The sequence below is a fragment of the Alteromonas sp. 4NS20-0143 genome, assembly GCF_057542855.1.
In genome coordinates, this window is sequence record NZ_BAAJLR010000006.1 from 261006 (window position 1) to 287613 (window position 26608).

At 46.0% G+C, this 26608-nt stretch carries 22 protein-coding genes; 16 read left to right on the top strand and 6 right to left on the bottom strand.

Going from position 1 to position 26608, the window contains the following annotated elements:
• Positions 1-99: 99 nt before the first annotated feature.
• On the bottom strand, positions 100-2934 hold the full coding sequence (locus AC27HD_RS14120; RefSeq protein ID WP_487106630.1) for a DUF2339 domain-containing protein: 2835 nt from the start codon (positions 2932-2934) through the stop codon (positions 100-102).
• Between the two features lie 152 nt (positions 2935-3086).
• Between AC27HD_RS14120 and AC27HD_RS14125 the strand changes: the two genes are divergently transcribed.
• The 4 genes from AC27HD_RS14125 (at position 3087) to envZ (ending at position 7570) form a co-directional block, all read left to right on the top strand.
• Positions 3087-3995 carry a phosphoribulokinase gene (locus AC27HD_RS14125; protein ID WP_032095351.1) on the top strand — a complete coding sequence of 303 codons (909 nt, stop codon included), beginning with the start codon at positions 3087-3089 and terminating at the stop codon, positions 3993-3995.
• 110 nt (positions 3996-4105) lie between these two features.
• On the top strand, positions 4106-5239 hold the full coding sequence (locus tag AC27HD_RS14130; RefSeq protein ID WP_052010095.1) for a DUF2855 family protein: 1134 nt from the start codon (positions 4106-4108) through the stop codon (positions 5237-5239).
• A 241-nt stretch (positions 5240-5480) separates the two neighbouring features.
• Positions 5481-6203: an osmolarity response regulator transcription factor OmpR gene (ompR, locus tag AC27HD_RS14135; protein WP_032095349.1), complete on the top strand. Its 723-nt coding sequence runs from the start codon at positions 5481-5483 to the stop codon at positions 6201-6203.
• A gap of 41 nt (positions 6204-6244) precedes the next feature.
• A complete protein-coding gene (gene envZ / locus AC27HD_RS14140) occupies positions 6245-7570 on the top strand; it encodes a two-component system sensor histidine kinase EnvZ (protein WP_032095348.1) in 1326 nt (441 codons plus the stop codon).
• A gap of 18 nt (positions 7571-7588) precedes the next feature.
• Here envZ and AC27HD_RS14145 read toward each other — a convergent pair whose 3' ends face one another.
• The 5 genes from AC27HD_RS14145 to hslR all read right to left on the bottom strand — a co-directional run bounded on the left by AC27HD_RS14145 (position 7589) and on the right by hslR (position 14939).
• A complete protein-coding gene (locus tag AC27HD_RS14145) occupies positions 7589-8758 on the bottom strand; it encodes an MFS transporter (RefSeq protein WP_487106633.1) in 1170 nt (389 codons plus the stop codon).
• 206 nt (positions 8759-8964) lie between these two features.
• The gene (locus AC27HD_RS14150) at positions 8965-11364 is read right to left on the bottom strand and encodes a TIM-barrel domain-containing protein (protein ID WP_487106635.1); all 2400 of its coding nucleotides are present in this window, start codon (positions 11362-11364) and stop codon (positions 8965-8967) included.
• A gap of 260 nt (positions 11365-11624) precedes the next feature.
• Complete coding sequence (locus tag AC27HD_RS14155; protein ID WP_487106637.1) at positions 11625-13187, bottom strand: phosphoenolpyruvate carboxykinase; 1563 nt, start codon at positions 13185-13187, stop codon at positions 11625-11627.
• 426 nt (positions 13188-13613) lie between these two features.
• Positions 13614-14513, bottom strand: coding sequence for an Hsp33 family molecular chaperone HslO (hslO, locus tag AC27HD_RS14160; protein WP_487106639.1), 900 nt, complete (start codon positions 14511-14513; stop codon positions 13614-13616).
• 21 nt (positions 14514-14534) lie between these two features.
• On the bottom strand, positions 14535-14939 hold the full coding sequence (hslR, locus tag AC27HD_RS14165; RefSeq protein WP_032095344.1) for a ribosome-associated heat shock protein Hsp15: 405 nt from the start codon (positions 14937-14939) through the stop codon (positions 14535-14537).
• A 126-nt stretch (positions 14940-15065) separates the two neighbouring features.
• Here hslR and gspC point away from each other — a divergent pair, with 126 nt between their 5' ends.
• From gspC to AC27HD_RS14225, 12 genes are all read left to right on the top strand, one after another.
• Entirely contained in the window at positions 15066-15989 is a 924-nt protein-coding gene (gene gspC / locus AC27HD_RS14170; protein WP_032095343.1) for a type II secretion system protein GspC, read from the top strand.
• A 106-nt stretch (positions 15990-16095) separates the two neighbouring features.
• A complete protein-coding gene (gene gspD / locus AC27HD_RS14175) occupies positions 16096-18141 on the top strand; it encodes a type II secretion system secretin GspD (protein WP_487106642.1) in 2046 nt (681 codons plus the stop codon).
• 1 nt (position 18142) lies between these two features.
• Positions 18143-19705, top strand: coding sequence for a type II secretion system ATPase GspE (gene gspE, locus AC27HD_RS14180; RefSeq protein ID WP_032095341.1), 1563 nt, complete (start codon positions 18143-18145; stop codon positions 19703-19705).
• A 1-nt stretch (position 19706) separates the two neighbouring features.
• The gene (gspF, locus tag AC27HD_RS14185) at positions 19707-20933 is read left to right on the top strand and encodes a type II secretion system inner membrane protein GspF (RefSeq protein WP_032095340.1); all 1227 of its coding nucleotides are present in this window, start codon (positions 19707-19709) and stop codon (positions 20931-20933) included.
• On the top strand, positions 20933-21370 hold the full coding sequence (gene gspG, locus AC27HD_RS14190) for a type II secretion system major pseudopilin GspG (protein WP_032095339.1): 438 nt from the start codon (positions 20933-20935) through the stop codon (positions 21368-21370). Before gspF ends, gspG begins: the two co-directional genes overlap by 1 nt.
• A gap of 18 nt (positions 21371-21388) precedes the next feature.
• Positions 21389-22015, top strand: coding sequence for a type II secretion system minor pseudopilin GspH (gene gspH / locus AC27HD_RS14195; RefSeq protein ID WP_487106644.1), 627 nt, complete (start codon positions 21389-21391; stop codon positions 22013-22015).
• Positions 22012-22416: a type II secretion system minor pseudopilin GspI gene (gene gspI / locus AC27HD_RS14200; RefSeq protein WP_487106646.1), complete on the top strand. Its 405-nt coding sequence runs from the start codon at positions 22012-22014 to the stop codon at positions 22414-22416. The genes gspH and gspI overlap by 4 nt, the downstream gene beginning before the upstream one ends.
• A 4-nt stretch (positions 22417-22420) precedes the next feature.
• Positions 22421-23050: a type II secretion system minor pseudopilin GspJ gene (gspJ, locus tag AC27HD_RS14205; RefSeq protein ID WP_487106648.1), complete on the top strand. Its 630-nt coding sequence runs from the start codon at positions 22421-22423 to the stop codon at positions 23048-23050.
• A 59-nt stretch (positions 23051-23109) separates the two neighbouring features.
• Positions 23110-24150, top strand: coding sequence for a type II secretion system minor pseudopilin GspK (gene gspK / locus AC27HD_RS14210; RefSeq protein WP_487106679.1), 1041 nt, complete (start codon positions 23110-23112; stop codon positions 24148-24150).
• Entirely contained in the window at positions 24150-25349 is a 1200-nt protein-coding gene (gspL, locus tag AC27HD_RS14215; RefSeq protein ID WP_487106650.1) for a type II secretion system protein GspL, read from the top strand. The genes gspK and gspL overlap by 1 nt, the downstream gene beginning before the upstream one ends.
• Complete coding sequence (gspM, locus tag AC27HD_RS14220) at positions 25346-25825, top strand: type II secretion system protein GspM (RefSeq protein WP_032095335.1); 480 nt, start codon at positions 25346-25348, stop codon at positions 25823-25825. The genes gspL and gspM overlap by 4 nt, the downstream gene beginning before the upstream one ends.
• Entirely contained in the window at positions 25822-26577 is a 756-nt protein-coding gene (locus tag AC27HD_RS14225; protein WP_032095334.1) for a type II secretion system protein N, read from the top strand. The genes gspM and AC27HD_RS14225 overlap by 4 nt, the downstream gene beginning before the upstream one ends.
• Positions 26578-26608 lie beyond the last annotated feature (31 nt).

Here is a 26608-nt window from a genome sequence, read left to right on the forward strand (position 1 = left end):
CGGCACTAATGCGACAGGACAGTAAATCATCTGTTTTTGTCATACGACACCCCTGTGTCGTATAGGTAAACCATTAAAATATATAAAGAAAATAAAAAGTCATGCGTCAAGTAATTCAGCGTCGCCACGAAGCTTTTGGAACAGCCAACCAATGCCTACAAGGCTAAGTCCCAGCCCAATGAAGGACAGCGCACGGTATAAACCTTCAAGGTTTGCCATATCAACAACGAATGCTTTTAAAATAACTAATGCGAGTAAACCAAAACCCAGTTTTACCGCAAGCTGGTGTTGCTTAAATTGGCCAATAAATATGGTGGCCGTAGCGATTACTAACCAGCACACAGAATACGTATAAAGCTCAGGCTGAGTGAAGCCATTCTCCAATAATAGGTTTGCATTGTGAAAGGCACCGCGAATGATGCTGTTAATGTATAAAAAGGCGAATCCACCTGCAATTACACCTAAATTAATGCGGACTTTTTTGCTTAAAATAGTATTCAGCGCATCAGGAGCGCCCAAAATCATACGCTGCAATGCACTAGACAACACGCTTGTGACGAGTAATGCTGGTAGTAGCCATTGCAGTAGTAACCAGTTAAACACGGTTCCCTCGCCAGTAGGTTGAGAGTGAATAAAGGGGTTATTGGCAACACTAATATCCATATGAGTAATACCTACCCCGATTAACAGCACCAATGCAGCAACGCGGTACAACACTGTCATAGACTGAGCAATAAACGCTCTATAACAGTAGGCCGCAGCGAGTGCACACCACCCTAAGGCTACCAGCACTCGTTCTTGATAATCACCTGCCAGTAAATCAGGATAACTTCCGGTGAGGTAATAGCTTGGTTCCGTTGTAATAAAAAGGGCTGCTACGTGAATGAGTGCACCTTCTAACCACACTTTTAACGTTGTGGATGGGTTGTATTTTTTGGCAATAATTAACGCTGCAAAAATGAGAGGATAAATAATGGCGGTCCAGTGAATCCCCCAAATGCTCTCGTTAGCATAATCTGCCAACCACGGTGCGGCCGTAATTCGCACTAATACGGCAGTTAGCAATATTTTGTATAACCAATCAGGTAGTGTCACTTTATAGCGAGCACTTAATACACTGATACTTGCTACCTGCAAGGCCAAGGCAAACGATAAAACAGCCGCCTCTAACAGCATGGTAAGGCATAAGGTAAGGCACGCATTAGCCAGTACAGCATAAGTGAGCTGACCTAAACCACGAGACTTTAAGGCCACTGTTGTACTGACTATTGCTAATAGCGCTAATTCGAATGCCCAAACACGATATAAAGCGTCCTGCGCCGATGCCGTACTTACAACATAGCTCACACCATATAAAGCAATTGGAAACACAACGATGTAAAACCAAAATGCTGGACGACCTGTTCTATGGGCCATAAACGCCACATAGGACGTAAAGGCAACCACGGCAATCTGCACATATAAATAATACCCTGTAAATAGCGTTGCCAAGTCTTGCGAATTAAGCGCATTTGGAGAAAGACCTCCCGCGTTACCAGCGTTGGCGTAAGCGAAAGGCATGATATCTTTTAACAGTAGAATATGAATGATTGAGGCAACAACCAGTAGACATGGCCAACTGTCGAAGGTGCTGTGTCGGTAAGACGGCAATAACAATAAAGCGCCTAAGACAGCACTGCTTACCCAAATATGCATATCACTGCCGTGGGCCATCAAATAGACATGCAGCAACGTAAAAGGCAGCAGTATGCCAAATAATTCACGAGAGGGTGTTAGCATCGCCTTAACTGACTTAACATCGCTGCACTGCTCTTGCAGTGACCAGCCCAGCGTATGGGTAAAAGAAAACAAATATACAGAAAAAGTAGTAAAGCCAAGCCACACCCAAATATCAAGAGGACCGGTATGATTTACAGCGACAAACGCCCACACAAAGTGCCCAATCATACTTAGCCGCCAGGGCCATATTTGCCCGACCTTTTGAGACACCCACACCCCAGAAAGCGACACTAAGGACACAAAAACAAGCAAAGTGGTAATACTGTTAGAGTCTGACTGAATTAACGCTGGAATGGCATAAGCGCCTGCAATGCCAATTAACGCAAGTAGCGGACCGTAGCGAAGCGCCAGGGAGATAGCGCCAAATGCCACGGCAGCCAACAACGAAAATGCAAATAGTGGCGGAAAAAACTGATAAAAGTCGTAGGCCACTAGAATGATGGCATAACAGGTTATTACCCCGCCACTAGCCAGTGCCGCGCAAATGGTAGGTGAGTAAATGCTGAATTTTTCTCGATGGCGTGCAAGGTATTCGGCCAAACCAACAAGACAAAGACCAAAAGCAGCCCCGAATACAATGCGGACTTTGGCAGATACCAGCCCTGCTTCAATTGAATAAACCGCTAAAAAGACACCGCCAACAGCAAGCACTGCCGCACCTAGCCACAGTAATGCGTTGCTTTTTATGGATGCCACTAAACTGGAATCGCTGGAAAAGAAGCGTTTGAAAAACGAAGGTGTACCTGCGTTTTCTTTTGATTCTGATTGGTGATCTACACTCTCTAAAGATTCTGATGCAGCACTGAATGCGCTGGAAGAAGTGCTTGGAATATCTGATGAGTCTGCGGAGCTTAAATCTAAGGGGCTTGAATCAGGAAGGCTTAAATCTACGTAGCCTGGATCTTCTGAGTCTGAATTTGCGGAGCTTGAGTCTAACGAGGTTTCACCTGAGGAGCCTGCACCTAAAGAGCCTACATCTACAGAGCTTTGAGTATCTGTGCCATTTCTTTCATATATGGAGTCTCGTTGTGACATCTGCTTTTTAAGCAGTCGAACTTCTTTCACTAATGCCGTTATTTGGCTTTGCTGGGCAAATGATAAAATAGCTCCAGCGCAAATAACGATGGCGAAAAGAACACCGAATAAAAACAACATAACCAAGGTCCCTGTAGTAATGTGTCGTAAATCGACAGTGTGCTAAGTTGCTTCAAGCGCGTTAAAATGTCAACTTGCTATCCCGCAGTACCCTTGATTCTTCATCCACATCAGCTTATAACTAGTCACTGTCATTTCCAACAAGAAGTCCTATGTCTGTCAAACACCCTATTATTGCTATAACAGGTTCATCAGGTGCGGGTACAACCACAACCACGAACGCCATACGTCACATTTTTAGAAACCTAAATGTGAATGCGGCCGTGGTGGGTGGTGACAGCTTTCACCGCTTTACACGACCTGAAATGGAAGTAGAAATTCGCAAGGCACAGGAACAAGGTCGGCACATTAGCTACTTTGGCCCGAAGGCCAACGATTTCGAACTCCTTGAGTCGATTTTTAGAGAATATGGCAGTTCGGGCACCGGACAATTCAGACAATACCTGCACACCTTTGATGAAGCGGTTCCGTTTAATCAAATGCCCGGTACCTTTACACCTTGGCAAGACTTACCGAAAAATACCGATTTGCTGTTTTACGAAGGACTTCACGGCGGTGTAAAAACCGAAGAAAACGATGTAGCAAAGCACGTGGATTTACTCGTAGGCATGGTGCCTATTGTAAATTTGGAATGGATCCAAAAAATCGTTCGCGACACCACAGACAGAGGCCATTCTCGAGAAGCAGTAATGAGCAGCATTGTGCGTGGGTTAGACGATTACTTTCACTATATTACCCCTCAATTTTCCCGTACCCATGTTAATTTCCAGCGAGTGCCTACGGTAGATACATCAAACCCATTTAGCGCTCGTGAAATACCCACTCAAGACGAAAGTTTTGTAGTAGTGCGGTTTAGGCGTGAAATGAAAAATGTGGATTATCCCTATCTTCTCAAGATGATTGATGGCGCATTTATGTCCCGTATCAACACTCTGGTGGTGCCTGGCGGAAAAATGGGATTAGCCATGGAGCTTATTCTGTCTCCATTACTTGAAGATATTTTAAATAAAAAGCGCCGCGCAGGGCACCAAATGGATTGGTTGAATTCAGACGAAGAGTAAAAAGCGCCGTCTATATCTGTTTCCTATAACAATATATTAACAACAACTAGTCGCAATACTCACTCATTTGCGCCATGGTGATGCTATAAGAATTTATTAAGGATATCACCATGGCCTCGTCTACACCGTCATCTGCACCAGATGCAAACTCACCTGTTACTTCAACCCAAATATGGTTAAACCAAAACAACCTCAATGAGACAAAAGTGGTGGATGTGCAGCTTGATAGCGAGCACCTCAGCGAGGGCGAACTCATTCTAGAAACTGACAGTTTTGGCTTTTCGGCGAATAACATTACCTATGCTGCGCTGGGTTTTAAAATGGGCTATTGGGGATTCTTTCCCGCTGAAGAAGGTTATGGCATCGTTCCGGTGTGGGGTTTTGCCACAGTAAAAGTATCTCGCCACCCTGATATTAATGAAGGTGAAAAGGTATTTGGCTATCTGCCAATGGCGAGTCACTGGGTCATTAAGGCAGGCAAAGTAGCAGCTCATGGCTTCTTTGATATTCATGAAAATCGCAAAAGTATTAGCCCAGTTTACGACCAATACCTTCGCTGCAGCGCCGACCCTGGTTACGATGCTAACCGTGAAGCGTGGCAGCTTAACTTTCGTCCCCTGTATATGACCTCTTTTGTATTAGACGATTACGTGGCAGAGCTTTCAAAGGGCGAGTCGTTACTACTTTCAAGTGCATCAAGCAAAACAGCACTAGGTACCGCACAGCTGTTAAAAGACCAAAAAGCGCAAAGAGGTGCAAGCTACAAAGTGATTGGGCTTACCTCACCGGCAAATGTAGATATGGTGAAAGCCACCGGCTGTTATGACGATGTTATAAGCTACAGCGAACTAGATAAACTGGATAAAAATGATATCTTCTGGTTACTCGATTTTGCTGCCAACGGTACCTTGATTAACAATATTACTCAGGCCATAGGCGATAAGTTGAGTAAGGTATCCCTTATTGGCGCCACCGACTGGGAGGCCCAAGAAAAGCCAAATCCAAAACTGCTAGATGCTGAAATATTTTTCGCGCCCTCGCGGGTAAAATTGCGTCAAAAAGAGTGGGGACACGACGTCTTTTTGAAAAAATATGCTAAAGCATGGAAAGGCTTTGCTAGCAAAGTGGACAACACCTTTTTTAAGCAGAGCCATAAAGGAACGAAAGACATTGTTGCGCTTTACAAAGAAACCCTTAACGGCAACGCCGATACTAAGGCCTTGAACGTGGTCTCATTTAAATAGCGCTCGCTGTTTGTTCAGCTTCAGCCTTTTAGGCAGCAATTCGTTTTTTGCTGCCTTTTTTGATGCTTTGGTGAATGCCTTATTTGCTAAGGGATACCGAGTAATTTTTGCACAGCAACAATTGACTCGACCTTTGTTGACACTATTTGTAACAAACCGCCCTCTCATTTTACACTTTCTTGCTTTTGTATTTCTCGTCATGTGGTTATAGTGAATCATACGTATTTTCAAGGGTATGGTTATGGGTCAGGAAACCTCAAAAATTCTCGTTGTCGATGATGACATGCGCCTTCGCAGTCTGCTTGAGCGCTATTTATTAGAGCAAGGCTATCAGGTTCGAAGCGCGGCTAACGCTGAACAGATGGACAGACTATTAGAACGGGAAAACTTTCACCTTATGGTGCTAGATTTGATGTTACCTGGAGAGGACGGACTTTCTATTTGTCGTCGCCTACGCCAAACCGGAAATGACATGCCCATTATTATGTTAACTGCGAAAGGTGACGAGGTAGACCGCATTATAGGCCTTGAAATGGGTGCTGATGACTACCTACCCAAGCCGTTTAACCCTAGAGAGTTACTCGCACGAGCCAAAGCGGTTTTACGCAGGCGCAGCAGCGAAGCGCCAGGCGCACCGTCAAAAGACGTTCAAATTATCGAATTTGGTGACTATACGCTTAATTTAGCCACACGAGAAATGACAGCAGGCAATACCCCGCTAACCCTGACGAGCGGCGAATTTGCTGTTTTAAAATCTTTAGTGACTCATCCAAGAGAGCCGCTGTCTCGTGATAAGCTTATGAACCTAGCCCGCGGTCGCGATTACAGCGCATTAGAGCGCAGTATTGATGTTCAAGTGTCTCGCTTACGTAGAATGCTCGAAGAAGACCCAGCAAACCCGAGATACATTCAAACCGTGTGGGGTCTTGGCTATGTCTTTGTACCCGATGGCGAACAAGTATAAACCATGACGCCCCAGCAGCAATCCGCGCAGGTGTATTCCACGTGCGCCTAACTCCTAAAAGTGCCTTCGGGCAAACCGTTATGCTGATAGGCGTATTGCTGCTTATTAACCAAATTGTGTCGTACATTTCTGTTACTTATTATTTTATTCAGCCTAGCTACCAACAAATCAATAGTTTGCTCGCCACTCAAGTAAAGTCAGTATTGGCCAATGACTTACTGGTCAGTAATCAGGAAAGCCGAACGGCCTATTTCAACGAAACACAGGTTCGGGTGTTGGATGAAAGTGTGGCGCGACAAAACGGATTAGAAACGGCAGTGTATTATGGTTTTATGTCCTCTCAAGTCAGTGACAATATTAATCAGCTTGCCGACGTTCGCATTAGTACCGAATCTCAAGCGAATGATGAAAATGCTCCTTACACCGTATGGATCTCGCTAAATCGCTACCCCGACACGTGGATATCCATTCCAATTTCTGGGCTAAACGAAGCGAATATCTCTCCGCTCACTATGTACCTTATGGTAATCGGCATTCTCAGTGTCGCTGGAGGCTGGCTGTTTGTAAGACGCATGACTAGGCCATTATCGGCACTTCAAAAAGCGGCGATTTCGGTAGGCAAAGGTGAGCACCCTGTCCCACTTCGCGAGCAGGGCAGTACTGAAATGATCCAGGTAACGCGGGCATTTAACCGCATGAATCAAGGCATAAAGCAGCTCGAAACCGACCGAAACGTAATGACAGCCGGCATATCTCACGACTTACGAACGCCTTTAACCCGCATTCGCTTGGCCTCAGAAATGCTGCCAGAAGATCAAGACTGGATAAAAGACGGGATTGTGAATGATATTGAGGATATGAACGCTATTATCGATCAGTTCATCGACTACGCCCGCTACGACACCGAAGAAGTAACACAAGAAACCGATTTAAACTCTATTATCGCAGATTTAGTTCAGGCTAGGCATTTAGACGAAAAGCACCATATAGAGTTAAAGCTAAACCCTATTCCAGTGCTTCCCCTTCGCCGTATTGCCATGAAGCGGGTAATAGATAACCTCATTGAAAATGCGTTTAAATATGGCTCTGATGATATTGCCATTAGCAGCTTTTATAACCGACACGAGAAACGCGTGTACTGCAAAGTACGTGACTTTGGCCCGGGCATTCCTCAAAACGAACTGGATAATGTGTTTATGGCGTTTGCCCAAGGAGATAAGGCCAGAAACTCGTCTGGTTCCGGCCTAGGACTTGCCATAATAAGGCGTATTGTCGAAGCGCATAATGGCGAAGTGAGTTTGCGTAATCACCCACAGCAAGGCTTAGTGGCTGAGTTCTCTATGCCTTATTCTTCAGTAAAAAGTTAAACACACCGCAAAAGGCTGCTACCTTCGCTGCTTCAACATTCTGCTGTACCCGTAGGATGCAAACCACAGCACGCAGCCTCCAATAGGTATTACCCAAAACGCAGTGGTAAGGGGCGCAAAATTTGCCCAAAGCCCGGTTGAAAATGACGCTACCTGCACTCCCGTAGAGTTACCAATAATAGCAATACCGGAAAGCACAGGCCCGTTATCGCTATCTATATTCATCGCTGCCGATAGCATTAACGGAAACAACCCGCCTAACCCCAAACCAAGTAATAAATTACCTGCGCCTATGCCATAAAATGACGGCATAATTTTTAGCACAAATACGCCTATCAGTGAGGTGGTTGCCATAAACATGATAAGGCGGTGCACAGATAGAAAGCGCAATAAGAAAGGAAATACAAGACGGCTTATTACCATTCCAGCGGTAAAACAGGCTAGCAGGTTTCGCGACTGCTCACCGGTAAAACCAATGCCATTTTGCGCATAACTGACAAACCAATTTGAATTGCCAAATTCTACTGCACCGTACCCAAAGGCTAACAAGGCCATAAACATAAACACGGGCTGCTTAATAATAACGCCGAAAGTGAGGGTTTTCTTCTCGGCCTTTGGCGCGTCAGAGACTATTTTTGCTTGAGAGCGGGCAGCGATATAGGTGTAACAAGAAAGGACAGCCATCACACCTGCCAACACTTGAATGGGCAAGCGCCAGTTGTGCTCTACAAGATACAACAGGGTAACAAAAAAGGACGCGGCAAACGTACCTAGGCTGAACATAAAGTCCATTAGCCCCATCATGGTAAAGCGTTTTTCAGCGTACATTCGGGCAATGAGGGTATGACCTATTGTAAATATGGTGGAACTCACCACACCAATAGCTACCGCTAAAACTAAAAACCATTGCCAGGAAGATAACAGTGAAACCAAAACAAGTAGCAGAGTATTCACACTGAACAGGCTAGCCAGTAAGGGCATATATTCAAACCTACTGGCGTACTTTCCGCCTAAAATTGCACCTAGCATCATGCCAACGGAGAACAGCGAAAATAATGCACCGCTCACCAATTCAGTCATGTTTAAGTTTTCGGCAATGTCGGGAAGCAGAATTCCCCAAAGCAAAAACAATTTACCAATTAAAAAGAAGCCAGAGAATATAACAATGGTGGCAGGTGCGCGGCTCATTCGTGCTCCAAGGTATGTGGAACGGCTCAAGAACGCATTATTTGGCTTTCATAAAGTAAGGCTATTGCATGACAGCCAACTTATAAAAGCCATCTAATGAAAACCACCTAATGAAAACCAGTATATAAAGACAAATATTGAGCCGAGCTTACGTAAAAGCCCTTTAGTAAAAGTGCTTGCGTAAAGCGTGAAAACGGCACGCTAGATTACATGATTTTAATCTCTACAGACTGCTGATAATCGCACGAAATTGCAAGTGAAAGCGTTTTCCCTTTTTCATCCCACGTGAAATCACTCGACGCGCCGTTTACCTGTACTTGCTTAGGACGAGTACCTTGACCGTGTACCACCATCGTAAGCTTACGTCGCTGAGGCATACCTATGTAGCTTCCCGCACTATCGATATGTAAGCTAAGTTGCTCAGCATGCTCGGCAGTAAATGTCATTGCTGTATACAAACCGTACTTTACGGAATCTGGGCTTGCCCCGTCATCTTCATATAAGGTGTAGGAAGCGTGGGAAACCGAGTCGTCGGCCCAGTAATGCACCGTCAGCTCAGCAGGGTTGTAATCTTCGGTGCGCGCTAGCTCATCTGACATGGGCATAAAACTACCCGCCTTCACCCATACCGGAAAAGTGTTGTCTTGCAACGGGTATTGCACAACGTTGCCACCTTCAAAACGGGTATCGGAAAAGAAGTCAAACCAAACCCCCTTAGGTAGCGCAACATCCCAGCTCGATTGGTTAGGCTCAGTAACAACAGACACTAACAATGCATCGCCCCACATGTAACTCTGTGCATTCTCAAACCACGTTTTCTGGTTGTAATCAAAAGCGAGTGGGCGCATCAAGGGGGTGCCGTGTAAGGCATTTTCGAAGGCCAACGAATAGTTATAGGGAAGCATGGTGTAGCGTAGTTTAATAAATTCACGGGCTATGGATTTAACGGGGTCGTCGTGAAAGACGGGTTCCGGGGCAATAGCATCTTGGGCGTGAGGACGGAATACTGGTGAAAACGCGCCAAACTGCAGCCAGCGGGTGTAAAGTTCAGGGTCAAACGCCTCACCTCCAGCAAACCCACCTAAATCAGAGTGAGTATACGCCAGGCCAAACACGCTCATTTGAAGGGCGAGTTCCACTTGAGGCTTAAGGCCTCCCCAACTTCTGCTTACATCCCCAGTCCAGGGCACCATTCCAAAACGCTGACTTCCCAAGAAGCCTGAGCGCATGAGTACAAAAGGGCGAGTATCAGGCTGCAATTCACGGAGGTTGCTGTACACCATTTTAGCCCATTGGTGCCCGTAACCGTTGTGAAGTACCTGTCCTTTTACCTTTTTAGAATGCCACAAATGAATAGAATCATCGGGATGCACTTCTGGCTCGCCTAAGTCGCCCCACCAACCAGCAACACCTTGCGCAGCTAATTTTTTATAATACTGCCAGAACCACTGCTGCCCCTCTTCGCTAAATACATCAACAAGCCCAGTGTTTCCAAAGTAAAAATCGAAGGTATAAGGGCTGCCATCACCTTTTTGCGCTAGCGCGTTGTTAGCGACGGCGCTTTCCCACTGTGAAGAAGAGGTCAGTATGAAAGGCTCGGTGATTAAAACCGTTTTAATATCTTGCTGCTTTAGGGATGAAATCATCTTTTCAGGGTGTGGAAAGGCCTCTTTATCCCAGTTCAAATTACCCATGTGACCTATAATATCTTTACCAAACCAGTAAAGATCTAGCACCACTGCGTCTAGGGGAATATCTTGGGCATTAAATGCTGATACAACGTCGGCCACCTCTTGTTGAGATTTGTAGCCAAAACGCGATGCAAAATTACCAAACAGCCAGCGCGGCACAAGGGGCTGCTTGCCGGTAACGGCTACGGTTGAAGTGGCAGTATCTTTTAAACTTTCACCGAGCACCACAATGTAGCTCGCCCGACCGCCCTTTGCAGAAAAGCGCAGTTCATCAGGATTAGTATTTCCCATATCGAGCTCGCCCGACGCTGAGTTGTCAAACAATACACTGTAATGCTTCGATGACATCACCGCAGATAGGCCGAAATACATTTGATTGGATGACGTGGTATACCCGTAATGCGCTTTGTTATAAAGCGGCATAGTATGACCTCGACGGTCCATACCAAGCACTCGCTGTCCGCCGCCATACAGCATTTCGCTCTCATCAAGAGCGAGAGATAGCGACACTTTCTCAGCACTTGCGGTTAAACCGTCACGCTCAGATACTCGAAGCTCGCCATCATAGAAATAGGACAACACGTGACTGTCTTTGTCGATGACCACCGAGCTCTTACCAATACTTAACGACACCTCGGTGATGTTTTCTTCAAGGGTAGGTGAGAATGCGCCCTGATTAGCAAGGGCCATGCTGGGAAGGTTGTCGTATGCCTCGCCATTCTCGTCGGTAAGTAGAGTGATAGCAAAGCTGTTATCTGCCACCGCAGACACCGAAAAATCATAGGTATTGGTATCAACTATCAAGGTGCTGTCTTTCAACGTAACACTTTCTACGTGAGCAAAAGCAGGCACGCAAACGAAGGTTGAAACGGTAACAAGAGCAGGGACAAACAGGGTCGACAAGCGAGCTAACATAAGCGCATTTCCTTATAGACTACACTCACTCGCCTCTCAACATCACCGCCAGCTTGTTTACAAGGCGAGCACGAAAGGTAGCGCTATAGCCACATTACATTGATAGTATTCATAATACCCAGCCCTGTGAGGGAACAAAATAAACATACGTATTCATAATGTTAAAAATGTTAAAAAAAAAGCCCACAACAGAGTGTGGGCCTTTGAGGGTAAGCAGAGCGTATTTTTTATTTTTCTTTTTTTATCGGGTTAGTCAGTCACTAGTTACCTGGGCCTGCTTTTACGATAGCGTCGTTAACATCGTATTTTTCAAAGTTTTGCTGGAAATCGCTAACAAGATTAGCAGCAAATGCTTCATAGCTAGCCTTATCTGCCCAGGTGTTTTTAGGTACCAATAGGTTGCTGTCTACGCCTGGAACCGCCACAGGTACATCAAGATTTAACCCTTCTATGTGCTGGGTTTCAACGTCGGCCAATTCACCTGAAACAATGGCGTCGATCACCGCGCGAGTCGTTGGAATATCAAAGCGACTGCCGGTTCCGTAAGGTCCGCCTGTCCAACCTGTATTCACTAAATACACTTTTGCGCCAAACGCTTTTACTCGTTTAATTAAAAGCTCTGCGTAAACGCCTGCGGGACGAGGGAAAAATGGCGCACCAAAGCAAGTAGAGAACGTTGATTCTATGTCGCTGGTTGAGCCAATTTCTGTAGAGCCCACTTTTGCAGTATAGCCACTTAAGAAATGATATGCCGCGGCCTCTTCGCTTAACACCGACACTGGCGGTAAAACACCGCTCACATCACAGGTTAAAAACACCACCGAGCGGGGCTCACCGCCTCTATTTTCTGCTACGCGCTTTTCAATATGCTCAAGAGGATAAGCGGCACGAGAGTTTTGAGTGAGCGACGTGTCTTTGTAATCAGGTGTACGCGTATCATCAAGCACCACATTTTCTAAAATGGTGCCGAATTTAATCGCTTTCCAAATAACAGGCTCATTTTTTTGAGATAGGTCGATACATTTTGCATAGCAACCGCCTTCAATATTAAACACGCTACCAGGTGCCCAGCCGTGTTCATCATCGCCAATTAAGAAGCGCTTAGGATCGGCAGACAAGGTTGTTTTTCCTGTGCCTGAAAGGCCGAAGAAAAGGGTAACATCGCCTTCTTCGCCAACGTTTGCAGAGCAATGCATTGGCAGCACATCTTTAGCAGGCAACAGAAAGTTTTGTACTGAAAACATGGCCTTTTTCATTTCGCCGGCATAACGCATACCCGCTAAAAGTACGCGTTTTTTAGCAAAGTTGATGATGACCGTGCCGTCGCTGTTAGTACCGTCTCGCTCTGGAACACATTCAAACCCAGGCACATTCAGTATCTGCCAAGGCTGCTCACCTTTCGTGTTCCACTGTTCAGGAATTATAAACAAGTTGCGAGCAAACACATGCTGCCATGCAGTTTGAGTGCGTACTTCTAATGGCAATGCATGTTCTGGATCTGAACCCACTTGAAGGTGTGACAAAAAGTGCTCTTTAGTCGATAAGTAAGCGTCAACGCGTTCCCATAATGCATCAAACTTCTCTGAATCGAAGGGTTTATTCACTTTACCCCAGTCGATATCATTCTCACTCGATGGTTCTTTTACGATAAATCTATCGTTGGGAGAACGCCCTGTTCTTTTACCTGTTTGTACAACAAGCGCACCGTTTTTATCTAAGATGCCTTCACCGCGCTCAAGGGCACGCTGAATAAGCTCGGCAGAGGTGAGATTGGTGAGCGGTGTTACTTTCAAGTCCGTCTGAATTGATTCAGCAGCAGTCATAGTTGTTACCTTTTATGTAATATTACAAATTGCCTTTCAAAAAAGTAACACTATCAAGAAAGGCAAGTAAACAAGTATATAGAGAGCATTTATAAATAGAGACAAGACTGAAACAGGCTCAACTTTCAAAAATAATGTAATTTTATTACATGAAAGCGTTTCCCCTCTTGAAAAAGGGCAAATATGCGTCGTGCATTCGTTGTTTATATTCATTTTCGCCAATAAACGATGCTGAAAAAACATGCAAAAATTGATATTTAGAACGAAAGGGAAGAAGTGGGTAAGATCAACACATTGACCAGTGTTGATTTTTTAATCAATAGTAAATTGCGCCCACCTGACTTGCGGTCATTTCTTGATGGGCGTAGTGAATGGCGTTTAAATGGCTAGAGCGTGTTGCCCTTGCCAACTGCGTAAGGACCTTGACTACTGGTTTGTAGCCGGTCCGCCATAGTTGCCGTTATGAATCGCTTCCACGTCGATACTGTCAAAGCGATATTCCACATGACAGTACTGGCAATTCATTTTTACTGCGCCTTCTTCTTCAATAATAGAGTTAAGCTCTGCCTTTTCTACATGTCGAAGCGCTTCAGCACTGCGCTCTTTTGAACACGTGCAGGCAAACGATACTGTCTTAGGCGGGAACACCTCTACCTCTTCTAGGTGATACAAGCGATACAGTATTTCTTCTACCGACAGCGAAAACATCTCTTCTTGCTTTAATGTTTCCGTAAGCTTAGTAATGTGTTCAAAATCATTTGCTGAAGCCAAATCCGTCGCGCTTGCTTGGGCAGGCAGCACTTGAAGTAGTACACCAGCGGCCTTCGCACTTTCTGCATCTTGTAAGTCAGTCATTAACTGAACCTTGGTGGCCAGCTGTTCAGACTGTTGAAAATATCCCTCGATGCATTCGGCAAGGCTAGGCTTGTCTAGCGCAACTACCCCTTGGTAACGCTCACCTTCATCAGGGGTAATGGTAATCACAAGCACAGCGTCGGTAAGCAGCTCGGAAAAGCTCTCCGGTAACGTGGTTAGGCTTTCATCCCAACGGGCAACACCTCTAAGAGTTTGATTGTGCGTGGCATTGACAACCGCATAACTCACTGGCCCTTTGCTTTGTACCTGCAGGCCAATTTCGCCTTCAAACTTAAGCGTTGCGGTCAGTAACGACGTTGCTGCTGCCATCTCGCAAAGCAATTGCTGAATTTGAACGGGGTACTCGTAGCTATGCACAATGTTTTTTAAGCTGTCGTTTAAACGCACTAGCTCACCGCGCACATTGGCTTGGGTAAATAAAAAGCGGTGTAAATTGTCGAAATCGCTCATAACTAATCCTGTTTACAGCAATTATTGCTGTTTAAATTTAATAATCTGTCGTCGCTGCTTTTTGTCTGGTCTGTTATCAGGCTTAGGACTATGAAAAGCGTTTAATTTACGCGCAGCTTGGTTTTCTTCACGTTTTGTTACACTTTCAGCGGTTTCCGCGTAAAGCTCCTGTGCCAGAGGCGCGCTTAACCGTTTATCACTAAGCCCGAGCACCTCAATGTCACGAGAATCGAAGCCTGAGGGAACTTTTACCCTAGCGCCAAGCTCTACGTTCCTGCTTGGTTTAGCACGTTGACCGTTGTAGTGAACTTTGCCTGACTGAACCATATCTCGAGCTATTGCGCGGGTTTTGAAAAATCTTGCAGCCCACAGCCACTTGTCCAGCCTGACATTTTGTGTTGTATTGTTGCTATTCGATTGGTTCATATAATAATTTCGTAACGGTGTTGCTTTAGTGTTGTGACCCTAACCTTTACTAGGCTATTATGGATTCGCTAAAGCGCGGTTAACCAAAAATTCACTTTATTTTAAAGCAGTACCATCAGTGGCAGCATGACATTCAATAAACCCAATCCACAATCTCTGGTTGTTTTTGTGAACCAGCATCAAAAACAGCTACACACCCTTGTAGTGGTTCTGCTAAGTCTGTATTTAATTGCATTCACAGCCAAACTTGTGTGGCAGATTATACCTGAACCATCGCTGTCTGCGACACCAACAGCATCACGCATTGCTCCCATAAGTACGCCTAATGGGAAAAGTGGGGTCAATCTTGGCAAAATACAACAGCTAAATCTTTTCGGAGATGCCGCAGCCGTACCTCAGTCAGCCCAAACTGAAGAAGTCACCGACGCACCCGAAACCCGTTTAAACTTAACGCTAACCGGTGTCGTGGCAAGTTCGGAGCAAGAATCCGGCACAGCGATTATAGAAAATAGTAACAGCCAAGCCGTGTATGGTTTGGGTGAAAAAATTGAAGGGACCAATGCTACTCTGCAAACGGTGTATAACGATCGCGTAATCATCAAAAATGGGATCCGCAAAGAAACGCTCATGCTCGATGGTATCGATTATGAAGAGGCGAATCGCAGACGTGAGCAGCAGGAGCGTATGGGTCCATCGCCAGCACGTAACGACGAAGCTCAAGCGCAAGAGCTCAGCGAAGAGGCCCTTGAGGCCACAGCAGCTTTACGTGAGCGACCTGCAAACTTTACTGATTTTATTTCAATATCACCAAAAACTGAGGGCGGTCAGCTGATTGGCTATCAAGTAAGCCCAGGCCGTGAACCTGCTCTCTTTGCTTCTGCAGGTCTTAAAGCCGGTGATGTGATTTCACAAATTAACGGGTTGGATTTAACTGACCTACAGCAGTCGCAAGAGGCATTATCAGAGCTTCGTTCTGCGCAATCGATAGAATTAACAATTATTCGTGATGGTAGTTTCACCACGCTGTACCTCGACTTGCCTGAGTCATAAAACGCTAACAAAAAACTGGCATTCTTTCCCGCTAGAGAAAGTTTCAGTTAGGCAAGAAATACAGCTTAAACGGCCGTTTACAGATTAAGAAATAAAGGAAGTTAGAATGAAAAGGCGCACAAGCCACAAATTGTTATCTCGCTTAGCCACCACTGTGTGTACAGCGCTGCTGTGTTTCTCTGTGACCGCTGCCGAGTACATGCCTAATTTTAAAGATACCGACATTAACGAATTCATTAATATTGTGGGTAAAAACTTAGAGCGAACCATTATCGTCGACCCTAACGTTCGCGGAAAAATTAGCGTGCGCAGTTACGATATGCTCAGCGAAGAGCAGTACTATCAATTTTTCTTAAACGTGCTGCAGGTATACGACTTTGCTGTGGTTGAAATGCCAAGCGGCATTTTAAAAGTCGTACGCTCTAAAGATGCAAAAACCTCAAATATTCCGGTGGTTGAAGGCGCAGAACAAGACGGTGATGAATTTATTACCCGCGTTGTCCCGGTTTACAATGTACCTGTTCGCGAGCTAGCCCCTATTCTTCGCCAGCTAAACGACCAAGCCGGTGGCGGAAATGTAGTGAGCCACGACCCTTCAAACGTCATGATGCTAACCGGCAGAGCAGCGGTAGTTAACCGTTTAGTCGAAATTATCGAACGTGTTGACCGCGCCGGTGACGAAGAAGTCGAAATTGTGAAATTACGATTTGCTTCAGCGTCTGAAATGGTGCGCATTATTGAAAGCATTAACAAATCTCAAGGCAAAGCAAATACGGGCGCCAAGTCTGACCCTCGTGTTGTGGCAGATGATAGAACAAACTCCGTAATTGTGAGCGGCGACGTAAAAGCCCGACAACGACTCATCACGCTTATCCAACGTATGGACCAAGAGCTTGAGTCTAACGGCAACACTCGCGTGCTGTTTTTAAACTACGCAAAAGCAGAAGACATGGTGAAAGTACTGCAGGGTGTTTCAGCCAGTATTCAGGCAGACACACAAGGCAGCGCTACCACCTCAACTCGTCGTTCTTCATCGAATCGCGACATCAGCATTGACGCCCATGAAGATTCCAACGCCATTGTCATTACCGCAGAACCCGACATGATGCGCTCACTGGAAGAAGTAGTGCGTCAACTCGATATTCGTCGTGCTCAAGTACAGGTTGAAGCCATCATTGTTGAAGTATTTGAAGGTGACGGCACCACCCTTGGCGTGCAGTGGGTATCTGAAGAAGGCGGCGGTACACAGTTTAATAACGGTATTATTCCTGTTGGCTCGTTAGGCGTTGCGCTTCGCCAAGCTGAAGATAGAGAAGTGAGTACTACTAACATTACCGCAAACGGTGAGGTCGTCGTCTCTACTGACACGATTGAAGGAGACTTCACCAATCTAGCCAGCCTACTTGGCGGCGCCAACGGCATGATTGCGGGTATAATCGAAGATGGCTGGGGCGCGGTTGTACAGGCGGTTAGCACCGACACCAATTCAAATATTCTTGCCACTCCTCACCTTACTACTATGGACAACGAAGAAGCGTTTTTCATCGTAGGTCAGGAAGTTCCTATCATTACGGGTACAACAACAGGTGCGAATAATTCAAACCCTTTCACAACGGTAGAGCGCCAAGAAGTGGGTATAAAGTTAAAGGTAACGCCTCAAATAAACGAAGGTGATGCAGTTCAACTTCTTATTGAACAAGAAGTATCAAGCGTAAGCGGCGCAACCTCGGTGGACATCTCTATTAACAAGCGTGAAATAAAAACCACCGTTATTGTAGATGATGGCGGCACTATTGTGCTTGGCGGATTGATTGATGAAGACATTCAAGAAAGTGTGTCAAAAGTACCTCTACTTGGCGATATTCCTATTCTTGGTAACTTGTTTAAATCTACCTCTACCAGCAAGCGTAAACGCAACCTCATGGTATTTTTGAAGCCTACCATTGTGCGTGATGCCGCAACCATGAATTCTATTAGTCATAGAAAATATAACTACATGCGTGCTCTACAGCTTAAACGCCAGCAAGACGGCGTATCGTTGATGCCTAACTCACGCACACCCACTATGCCTAATTGGGACGACGAGCTGTCGCTACCGCCTTCTTTTGAAGAGTACTTAACTGAAAAAGAAGCGCTAGAGGATAATGACTAGTATGTCAGGGCAAGACGAACAACTTACTCAGGCACTTGAAGCACAAGAAGAAGTGCTTGAAGCCATGGCCGAAGAGGGTCTTCCTGAACAAGAAGGTGGGCCCAAACAGCTTTCATTTAGTTTCGCGAAGCGCAATCAAGTGCTGTTAGAAGTGAATGAAACACCGGCTGTTTTGTATTTTACTGAGAACACGCCTTTTGACGTATTTGCTGAAGTGCGTCGTTTTTACGGTGAGCCTTTTGTTCCTAAATCCATTCCGGCAGATGAGTTTGAAAGCTTCTTAACGACGGCTTTCCAGCGGGACAGCTCGGCTGCTAAACAGCTCATGGAAGATTTAGGTAATGAGAGTGACTTGTTTGCTCTTGCCGAAGATTTACCCGACACAGAAGACTTGCTAGACAGTGAAGATGATGCACCTATCATCAAGTTGATCAATGCGATGCTTGGTGAGGCAATCAAAGAAGGGGCATCTGATATTCATATCGAGACCTTCGAGAATCAACTGGTTGTGCGCTTTCGTGTAGACGGCGTATTGCGTGAAATACTGCGCCCAAATCGCAAGCTATCCTCTATGTTAGTGTCGCGAATCAAAGTAATGGCCAAGTTAGACATTGCTGAAAAACGAGTGCCCCAAGACGGTCGTATCACCTTGCGCATAGCAGGTAGAGCGGTAGACGTACGTGTATCTACTATGCCTTCAAGTCACGGCGAGCGAGTGGTGCTGCGTTTACTTGATAAAAATAATGCACGCCTTAATCTTGAAGATTTAGGCATGACTCAGGGAAATAGAGACTTTTTCTCTTCGCTTATTAGAAAGCCTCACGGCATTATTTTGGTTACAGGCCCTACCGGCTCAGGTAAAAGTACCACCTTGTACGCAGGGCTAAGTGAGATTAACTCTCGCGATAGAAATATTCTTACCGTTGAAGACCCTATTGAATTTGATTTACCCGGCATTGGACAAACTCAGGTTAACCCTCGTGTAGATATGACCTTTGCAAGAGGCTTACGAGCCATATTACGTCAAGATCCAGACGTGGTGATGGTTGGTGAGATTCGAGACATTGAAACCGCCCAAATAGCGGTTCAAGCCAGTTTAACCGGTCACTTGGTACTCTCTACGCTGCATACTAATACGGCCGCCGGTGCAATAACACGATTAGAAGATATGGGTATTGAGCCGTTCTTGTTATCGTCGAGTTTACTGGCTGTGCTCTCTCAGCGCTTGGTGAGAACCTTGTGCAAAGAGTGCAAACAACCTCACACACCCGATGCATCACAGCTTGAAGTATTAGGCACTGATGCTGATGCTAGCACCATTATTTATACCCCTCGAGGATGCGCTGCATGTAATCAAACTGGGTATCGCGGTAGAACCGGTATTCATGAATTGCTGCTTGTTGATGAGCGCGTGAGAGAAATGATGCATGAGGGTGTGGGCGAACAGGCAATCGAGCGTTACATAAGAGCCACTACGCCAAGCATACGAGAAGATGGCTGTCGAAAAGTGCTGTCTGGGGTAACCTCACTTGAAGAAGTATTACGAGTAACAAGGGAAGACTAGTATGGCAGCGTTCGCTTATAAAGCGGTCAATGCCCGCGGTAAAAATGAAAGTGGTGTACTTGAGGGCGATAATGCACGGCAAGTGCGCCAACAGCTTCGCGAGAAAGGCTTAATTCCACTCGATGTAGAACAGGTAGCTGAGCGTGCGCAAAATAATGGCTCGGGGTTTAGCTTCTCGCTTTTCAAACCGCGCATATCTGCCTCTGACTTAGCGCTACTTACTCGCCAAATGGCCACCTTGGTAGAATCTGCATTGCCCGTTGAAGAGGCCCTATTAGCCGTTGCCGAGCAGTGTGAAAAACCACGTCAAAAAAATATGATGATGGCGGTGCGCAGTAAGGTAGTTGAAGGCCATGGCCTTGCCGACGCACTAGGTGAATTTCCCAGTGTTTTTGACGACCTCTATCGCTCTATGGTGGCGGCAGGTGAAAAATCAGGTCACTTAGACACCGTATTAAATCGGTTGGCTGATTACACCGAACGACGTCAGCAAACCCGCAGTCAAATAACCCAAGCGCTAGTCTATCCCTCACTCATGCTGTTTTTTGCCATGGGCATTGTGCTGCTATTGCTTACCGTGGTGGTACCCAAAATTGTGGGGCAATTCGACCACATGGGTCAGGACCTTCCCGGTATTACCCAATTTCTTATTTCATTGAGTACATGGCTACAAAACTATGGCCTGTTTTTATTGATAGCTATCGCGGTACTCGTTGTCATTATGCAGCGTGTGTTGCAACAAAAGCTAATGAAGCTGCGCTATCACAAGGCACTATTAAAAGTACCGCTCATTGGAAAGGTAACCCGCGGCCTCAATACGGCGCGATTCGCCCGTACTCTCAGTATTCTTAGTGCCAGTGCAGTGCCGCTATTAGAGGCAATGCGAATCTCTGGTGATGTGCTTGAGAACCAGCATATTAAGAACCAAGTTGCCGATGCCGCTATAAACGTTAAAGAAGGTAGCAGCCTGAGAGCAGCATTGGATAATACAAAAATATTTCCACCTATGATGATGCATATGATTGCATCGGGTGAGAAGTCGGGTGAATTGCAACAAATGCTCGCCCGGGCCGCAGATAATCAAGATAGGGAATTCGAGTCGCTTATTGGTGTCTCACTAAAAGTGTTTGAACCTTTATTGATAGTCACAATGGCAGGGATTGTATTGTTTATCGTAATGGCAATTCTGCAGCCAATTTTAGCATTGAATAACATGGTGAATATGTAATGAAATCTTTAAAACGTAGTTCTGGATTTAGTTTGATTGAAGTAATGGTGGTGCTGTTAATCATCGGCATTATGGCATCAATGGTGGCACCTCAAATTTTGGGAAACCAAGAAGAAGCCCAGCTTAAAAAAGCGGCGGTAGATATTCAGCAGCTAGAAAGTGCACTTGAAATGTATAAGCTGCGCAACAATCGCTTTCCTACTACCGAGCAAGGCCTTGATGCCTTAGTGACAGCGCCAACCTTAGACCCTATTCCGCGCAACTATCCAGAAGGCGGTTTTATTAAGCGCCTACCAGAAGATCCATGGGGAAACCCTTACGCACTTATTAGCCCAGGAGAGCTTAGCGTAGTTGATATTTTCTCTAACGGCCCAGACCGCGAACCCGGTACCGATGACGATATCGGCAACTGGAATATTAACGAATACCTCAACTAGGCGTAACTCAAGCACACTATGTACAAGCGTGGCAGTACTCAAACAACATCAAACGGCTTCACCTTATTAGAAGTCATGTTAGTGCTGCTGCTTATGGGCTTAGCTGCTGGCTATGTTATGTTTAATGCCTTTGGTGCCAGCAAAACAGACCTGCTTAAAAGCCAAGCTCAGCGGCTGCAAGTTATTGTGGATATGGCCAGCGATTTTGCCGTGCTTAATCAGCAGCAGCTTGGCGTGCGCGTTGAGCAAAAAGATAACGAGTATTACTTTGTTTATCTTGATGATGACGACGAGTGGCAGCGCATTGAGGGTGAGGACGTATACGCAGTGCACACCCTGCCCGAGCCTTTCACGCTTACCCTAAATTTAGATGACTTACCTTGGGTGGTTGAAGATCAGCTTTTCGACCGAGAGTTGTTTGATGAAAACCTTAGTGTCTCAGAAGACGGTGTTGAAATAGGCAGTGACGAAGATAAAAAGCTGCCTCCCCCCCAAATACTTATTATGTCGAGCGGCGATGTAACCCCGTTTACCTTGTCGTTCAATTACAATGGCGATGAGGGCGACGAGCCCGTTTACTTCAGCCTGCAAAATAAAGACCTTCCTCCCCTTGCGCTTGAAGGGCCGCTGGAGAGTCCGCTATGAGTATGCACCAGCGCGCAACTCTTAATAAAGATAAACAAAAAGGGCTAACGCTACTTGAAGTGATGGTGGCGCTGCTCATTTTTGCATTAACAGGTACCGCTATTTTAAAAGCCGCTGGCGATCACTTATCCAGCGTCGGGCAAATTGAATCCGTGACTTTTGCTAACTGGGTGGCGAGCAATCGATTAAACCAGCTTCAGCTTGAAACCACATGGCCGCCAAAAAACAACTTAAAAGGCAGCATGGAAATGGCAGACCGTACGTGGTTTTGGCAACAAACAGTCACCAAAACTAACGACGCAGATTTGCGCGCGGTCACCATTTCTGTTGGTGAAGATAAAAATTACGTGAGTACTGTAACCTCAGTAACTACGTTCGTCGCCAAGCCTTCGAAGAGCTAAATTGATGCAGCGCGGTTTTACACTCATTGAAATTTTAGTGGCCATGGCCATTTTTACGCTTATTGGCTTAGCGTCCACGGGCTTACTCACCACGGTGATAGACAGCAATAACTTGTCACAAGAGCGTTTTGAAAAACTGCAGCTTCTACAGCGGGCCATGGTGACCATAGAGCGTGATATCCAGCAGGCAGTATCAAGGCCAGTTCGCGCGAACGGTGAAAAACAGGAAATAGTGATGGCCGGCGGTGAAGTAGACGGCAGTGATGACGACGGCATCGGTTTTGTTCGCGGCGGTTGGCATAACCCCCAATTAATGCTGCCTCGCAGTACCCTACAGTATGTGGCTTATCGATTACGGGATAATAAATTAGAACGCCTATACAGCAATTACGTTGATAACGTGATTGGCTACGAGCCAAAGGTTCGTGTACTGCTTGACAATATTGAGAGCTTTAAGGTTGAGTTTTTATCTGGCAACAGTGCCTCGTCGACGATAAAAGACGATGACGATATTAAGTGGAGCGAAAAATACCAAGACACTGTGCTTCCACGAGCCGTCGCTATTGAGTTCGTGAGCAAAGACTTTGGTATGCTTCGTCGTGAATTCACCCTTGTTAGTGGTGACTCGCAGTGAAGCATAGCTCTTATTTAAAAGCGAGTGTTGAAAAATCGACGCGTGCAAAATCGGCACGTATAAGATCGTCTCGAGCAAAGTCCTCTCAAAGAAAAGCACCTCGCCTTCAGTCGCCAGCAAAGCAGCAAGGTGTGGCACTGATGATAGTGCTTATGATTGTTGCCCTAGTGGCGGTTTTAGCCACTGAAATGGGCACTCGGCTGCAGCTTCAAGTGCAGCGCACTATGAACTTAAAAGACAATAATCAGGCGTATTGGTATGCCTTGGGCGCAGAAGCTTTTGCGAGGAAATCGATTAAAACGCTGATTGAAGAGACGCCAGACAAGATATCCCTTGATCAACCTTGGGCACAAGAATTTGCTTACCCCTTGGAAGGCGGTGGGCTTACCGCCAACTTAAAAGACTTGCGAGCCTGCTTTAACCTTAATGCAATCAACTCTGGTGAGGTTGGCACAAACCCCAACAGCTCAAGAGATACTTCCGAAGCCATGGAGGCGTTTAGCAGTATGCTGTTGGCACTTGGGATAGACGGCCTTGACAGCTATACCGCAGATACGTTTCGAGACGGTTTAGCCGATTGGGTAGATGAGGACGATAACCAACGCTCCTTGGGCGCTGAGGACAGTGAATATGAATCTCGAGAGTTTCCTTATTTAGCGGCTAATGGCCCACTGGCATCTACCAGTGAATTGCGTATTATAAATGGCGCATCACCACAGTGGCTGGGCAACGTTCTACCATTAGTGTGCGTTATTCCGGATAACGACGAGTTAAAAATAAACGTCAACACATTAGACGAAGAAGAAGCGCCGCTTTTAGCTGGGCTTACCGGATTAGATTTGCAGCAAGCCACCAGCCTTTTAGCTAATAGGCCCCGAGAAGGATGGGACAAGGTGGACGACTTTTTGAACGAGCCGGCTATACAAGCACTGACCCTGTCTAATTCGCGCAGAGACTGGTTCACGGTTAAAACCGAGTATTTTATTTTGCATACAAAAACTAAATATAATAAAGCAACGTTTAAGCTTTCCACCGTGTTTCAAGTAAGCACAGACAACGGCGTGAACATACTGAGGCGCGAGTTCGGAGGAACACAATAATGGAACAACTACTGGTAAGGCTGGGCGCGAATAAAAGCGACGCCGTCAGCTGGTTGGTTTACTCAACTGCCGATGATGAAATAATGGCATCGGGCGAGTTAGAGAATGCCGACGCATTAAGTACGCTTACAGAGCGCACTGGCCAGCGAAGCGTTATTGCATTAGCGCCAAGCAGCGACATTTTACTCAAATGGGTAACACTGCCACCGCGAGCTGGCAGAAAAGTGATTGCCGCACTGCCCTATATGCTTGAAGAAGAGCTTGCCACAGATATTAGTCAGCAGTTTTTTGCATTAGGCCCCAAAGTGGGTAACGAGCAAGCGGTCGCTATTGTGAGTCATGAAAAAATGCAGCAATGGCAACTATGGCTGCAAGACGCTAATTTGGCGTGTGACACCATTATTCCAGATGTACTCGCAGTGCCTCACACAGCAGACGGTTGGTCTATATTAACTCTCGGTGATCAGCTATTAGTTCGCCAGGATAATTTCAAAGGCATTCAAGGCGAGCAGCAGTGGCTACTGCCAACACTCGCTCACTTTACTTCACAGCATTCGACACCCGTAAGCGTGACTAATTATGCCGGTATCGACCTATCTGGTTTGCCCAATATAGAAGAAACCGAAACGCCTTTAGAGCTTCCTATGCAGGTGCTTGCTAAAGAGGCAACGGCTACAAGTTTTAACTTATGCCAAGGCGAATACAAAGTTAAACGCAAACGCAGCAGTGCGCTGTCGCAATGGCGCGTAGCTGCTGTGTTAGCGGTGCTGGTACTGTGCACAAGCTTAATTGATAAAACCGCCACGCTGTATCAATTACAGTCGCAAAACGACACTTTGCGCAGTGAAATTAGCAATACTGTGAAAAGTGGCTTTCCCAATATTGGCACCTACCGAGATGTGCGCCGCAAGCTGCAAAGTGAGATGGCCAAATTAGAACAAGGTGGCGGCAATGCGTCCATGCTAATTATGCTAGACCAGCTTTCTCCAGCATTTGCTGCCACTGACGTCAAACCGCAAACCCTTCGCTTTGACGCCAGTCGCACTGAAATACGCATTCAGGCCGAAGGCAAAAGTTTTGAAGCACTGGAGCAGTTTAAGAAAACCGCCGAGCAGGCTGGTTTTTTGGTTGAGCAAGGTGCGATAAATAATCGCGATAGCGGTGTTGTTGGCACAGTGTCTATTAGGAGTACGTCATGAACGCGCTATTAGAAAAATATAAAGCACTGACAGAGCGCGAGCAAAAGCTTGTACTGATATCTGGCGTATTCGTTGTGATCGCCATATTTTATTTTGCCATTTGGTCTCCCCTTAACAATGCGCTTTCGCAGCAGCAAAAGTTACTCGATAATCAGCAGTCACTGTTGGTGTGGGTAAAAGACAGTGCCGCAAGAGCAAAACAACTGCGCCGTGTCTCTGGCACTAGCCAAGGCTTTTCTGGTTCGCTGCCGCAGGCAGTCAATCGCACGGTAGCAAAGCACGACATCGCTATTTCGCGCATGCAGCCACAAAACGATGAGCTTCAAATTTGGGTTGACCAAGCGCCGTTTAACAATGTGCTAGAGTGGCTTAAAACCATGGAAAGTATGGGCGTGGTGATTTTACAAGCAGATATAACATCGGCGGATGCCGAAGGGTTTATCAAAATTCGTCGATTACGATTAGGTAAAGCATGAAGTCAAAAATAAGCTGGATTGTAGGCGGAATAATCGCGTTTTTATTATTTGCCATTGCTTACATGCCCGCGGTTCAAGTTATTGGCCGCATAACACTGCCGCAAAATGTCTCTATTGAAGGCGTGAGCGGAACGCTGTTTAGCGGAAAAGCTCAAACTGTGGTGGTAAACGGTCTTCCTATTAACAATGTAAAGTGGGAATTAAACCCGCTTTACATGCTCATTGGCAGCATTAATCTTGATGTAAAAGCAGGCAATATTCGCGATAAAAACGACATTGCTTTTGAAGGCCCAATTTCAACAGGGCTATTTAGTCAAACATCGGTAAGCACAGAGGCATTTACGCTGTATTTGCCTGTCGATAGAGTGCTAGCTCAAGTTCAGCTACCGCTGCCAGTTAACGCAGGCGGCCGCTTTAAAGTAAAGTTAGACGAGTTGCACTACGGGCCAACATGCCGCGCACTCTCTGGCACGGGTGACTGGCTAAACGCGACAGTGGCTGGCACCAAAGGCCCTATCGATTTTGGGACCTATTCGGCTAAGCTTCGCTGCGAAGGTGACGATATTGGCATTACCGTAAATGAGCCAAATATGCTTGGGCTGTCTATCGATGCAACCATTCAAGCCGACATGCAAAAATTCCAAGTCGCTGGAAAATTTAAGCCCGACGACAGTTTGCCCAATGAGGTGCACCAAGCGGCACGGCTTTTCGGCACGCCTGACGCCAATGGCTACACGCAAATTAAGCTTTAAATTTTGATTTTTAATTACACAAACAAAGGAC

Bases quoted from the DNA above. Each gene is read 5' to 3' on its own strand.
- gspI (WP_487106646.1), top strand. From the start codon at position 22,012: ATGAGTATGCACCAGCGCGCAACTCTTAATAAAGATAAACAAAAAGGG.
- gspG (WP_032095339.1), top strand. From the start codon at position 20,933: ATGAAATCTTTAAAACGTAGTTCTGGATTTAGTTTGATTGAAGTAATG.
- AC27HD_RS14225 (WP_032095334.1), top strand. From the start codon at position 25,822: ATGAAGTCAAAAATAAGCTGGATTGTAGGCGGAATAATCGCGTTTTTA.
- hslR (WP_032095344.1), bottom strand. From the start codon at position 14,939: ATGAACCAATCGAATAGCAACAATACAACACAAAATGTCAGGCTGGAC.
- gspH (WP_487106644.1), top strand. From the start codon at position 21,389: ATGTACAAGCGTGGCAGTACTCAAACAACATCAAACGGCTTCACCTTA.
- hslO (WP_487106639.1), bottom strand. From the start codon at position 14,513: ATGAGCGATTTCGACAATTTACACCGCTTTTTATTTACCCAAGCCAAT.
- AC27HD_RS14125 (WP_032095351.1), top strand. From the start codon at position 3,087: ATGTCTGTCAAACACCCTATTATTGCTATAACAGGTTCATCAGGTGCG.
- gspF (WP_032095340.1), top strand. From the start codon at position 19,707: ATGGCAGCGTTCGCTTATAAAGCGGTCAATGCCCGCGGTAAAAATGAA.
- gspE (WP_032095341.1), top strand. From the start codon at position 18,143: ATGTCAGGGCAAGACGAACAACTTACTCAGGCACTTGAAGCACAAGAA.
- gspC (WP_032095343.1), top strand. From the start codon at position 15,066: ATGACATTCAATAAACCCAATCCACAATCTCTGGTTGTTTTTGTGAAC.
- AC27HD_RS14155 (WP_487106637.1), bottom strand. From the start codon at position 13,187: ATGACTGCTGCTGAATCAATTCAGACGGACTTGAAAGTAACACCGCTC.
- gspM (WP_032095335.1), top strand. From the start codon at position 25,346: ATGAACGCGCTATTAGAAAAATATAAAGCACTGACAGAGCGCGAGCAA.
- gspJ (WP_487106648.1), top strand. From the start codon at position 22,421: ATGCAGCGCGGTTTTACACTCATTGAAATTTTAGTGGCCATGGCCATT.
- AC27HD_RS14150 (WP_487106635.1), bottom strand. From the start codon at position 11,364: ATGTTAGCTCGCTTGTCGACCCTGTTTGTCCCTGCTCTTGTTACCGTT.
- gspD (WP_487106642.1), top strand. From the start codon at position 16,096: ATGAAAAGGCGCACAAGCCACAAATTGTTATCTCGCTTAGCCACCACT.
- gspL (WP_487106650.1), top strand. From the start codon at position 24,150: ATGGAACAACTACTGGTAAGGCTGGGCGCGAATAAAAGCGACGCCGTC.
- AC27HD_RS14120 (WP_487106630.1), bottom strand. From the start codon at position 2,934: ATGTTGTTTTTATTCGGTGTTCTTTTCGCCATCGTTATTTGCGCTGGA.
- ompR (WP_032095349.1), top strand. From the start codon at position 5,481: ATGGGTCAGGAAACCTCAAAAATTCTCGTTGTCGATGATGACATGCGC.
- AC27HD_RS14145 (WP_487106633.1), bottom strand. From the start codon at position 8,758: ATGAGCCGCGCACCTGCCACCATTGTTATATTCTCTGGCTTCTTTTTA.
- AC27HD_RS14130 (WP_052010095.1), top strand. From the start codon at position 4,106: ATGGCCTCGTCTACACCGTCATCTGCACCAGATGCAAACTCACCTGTT.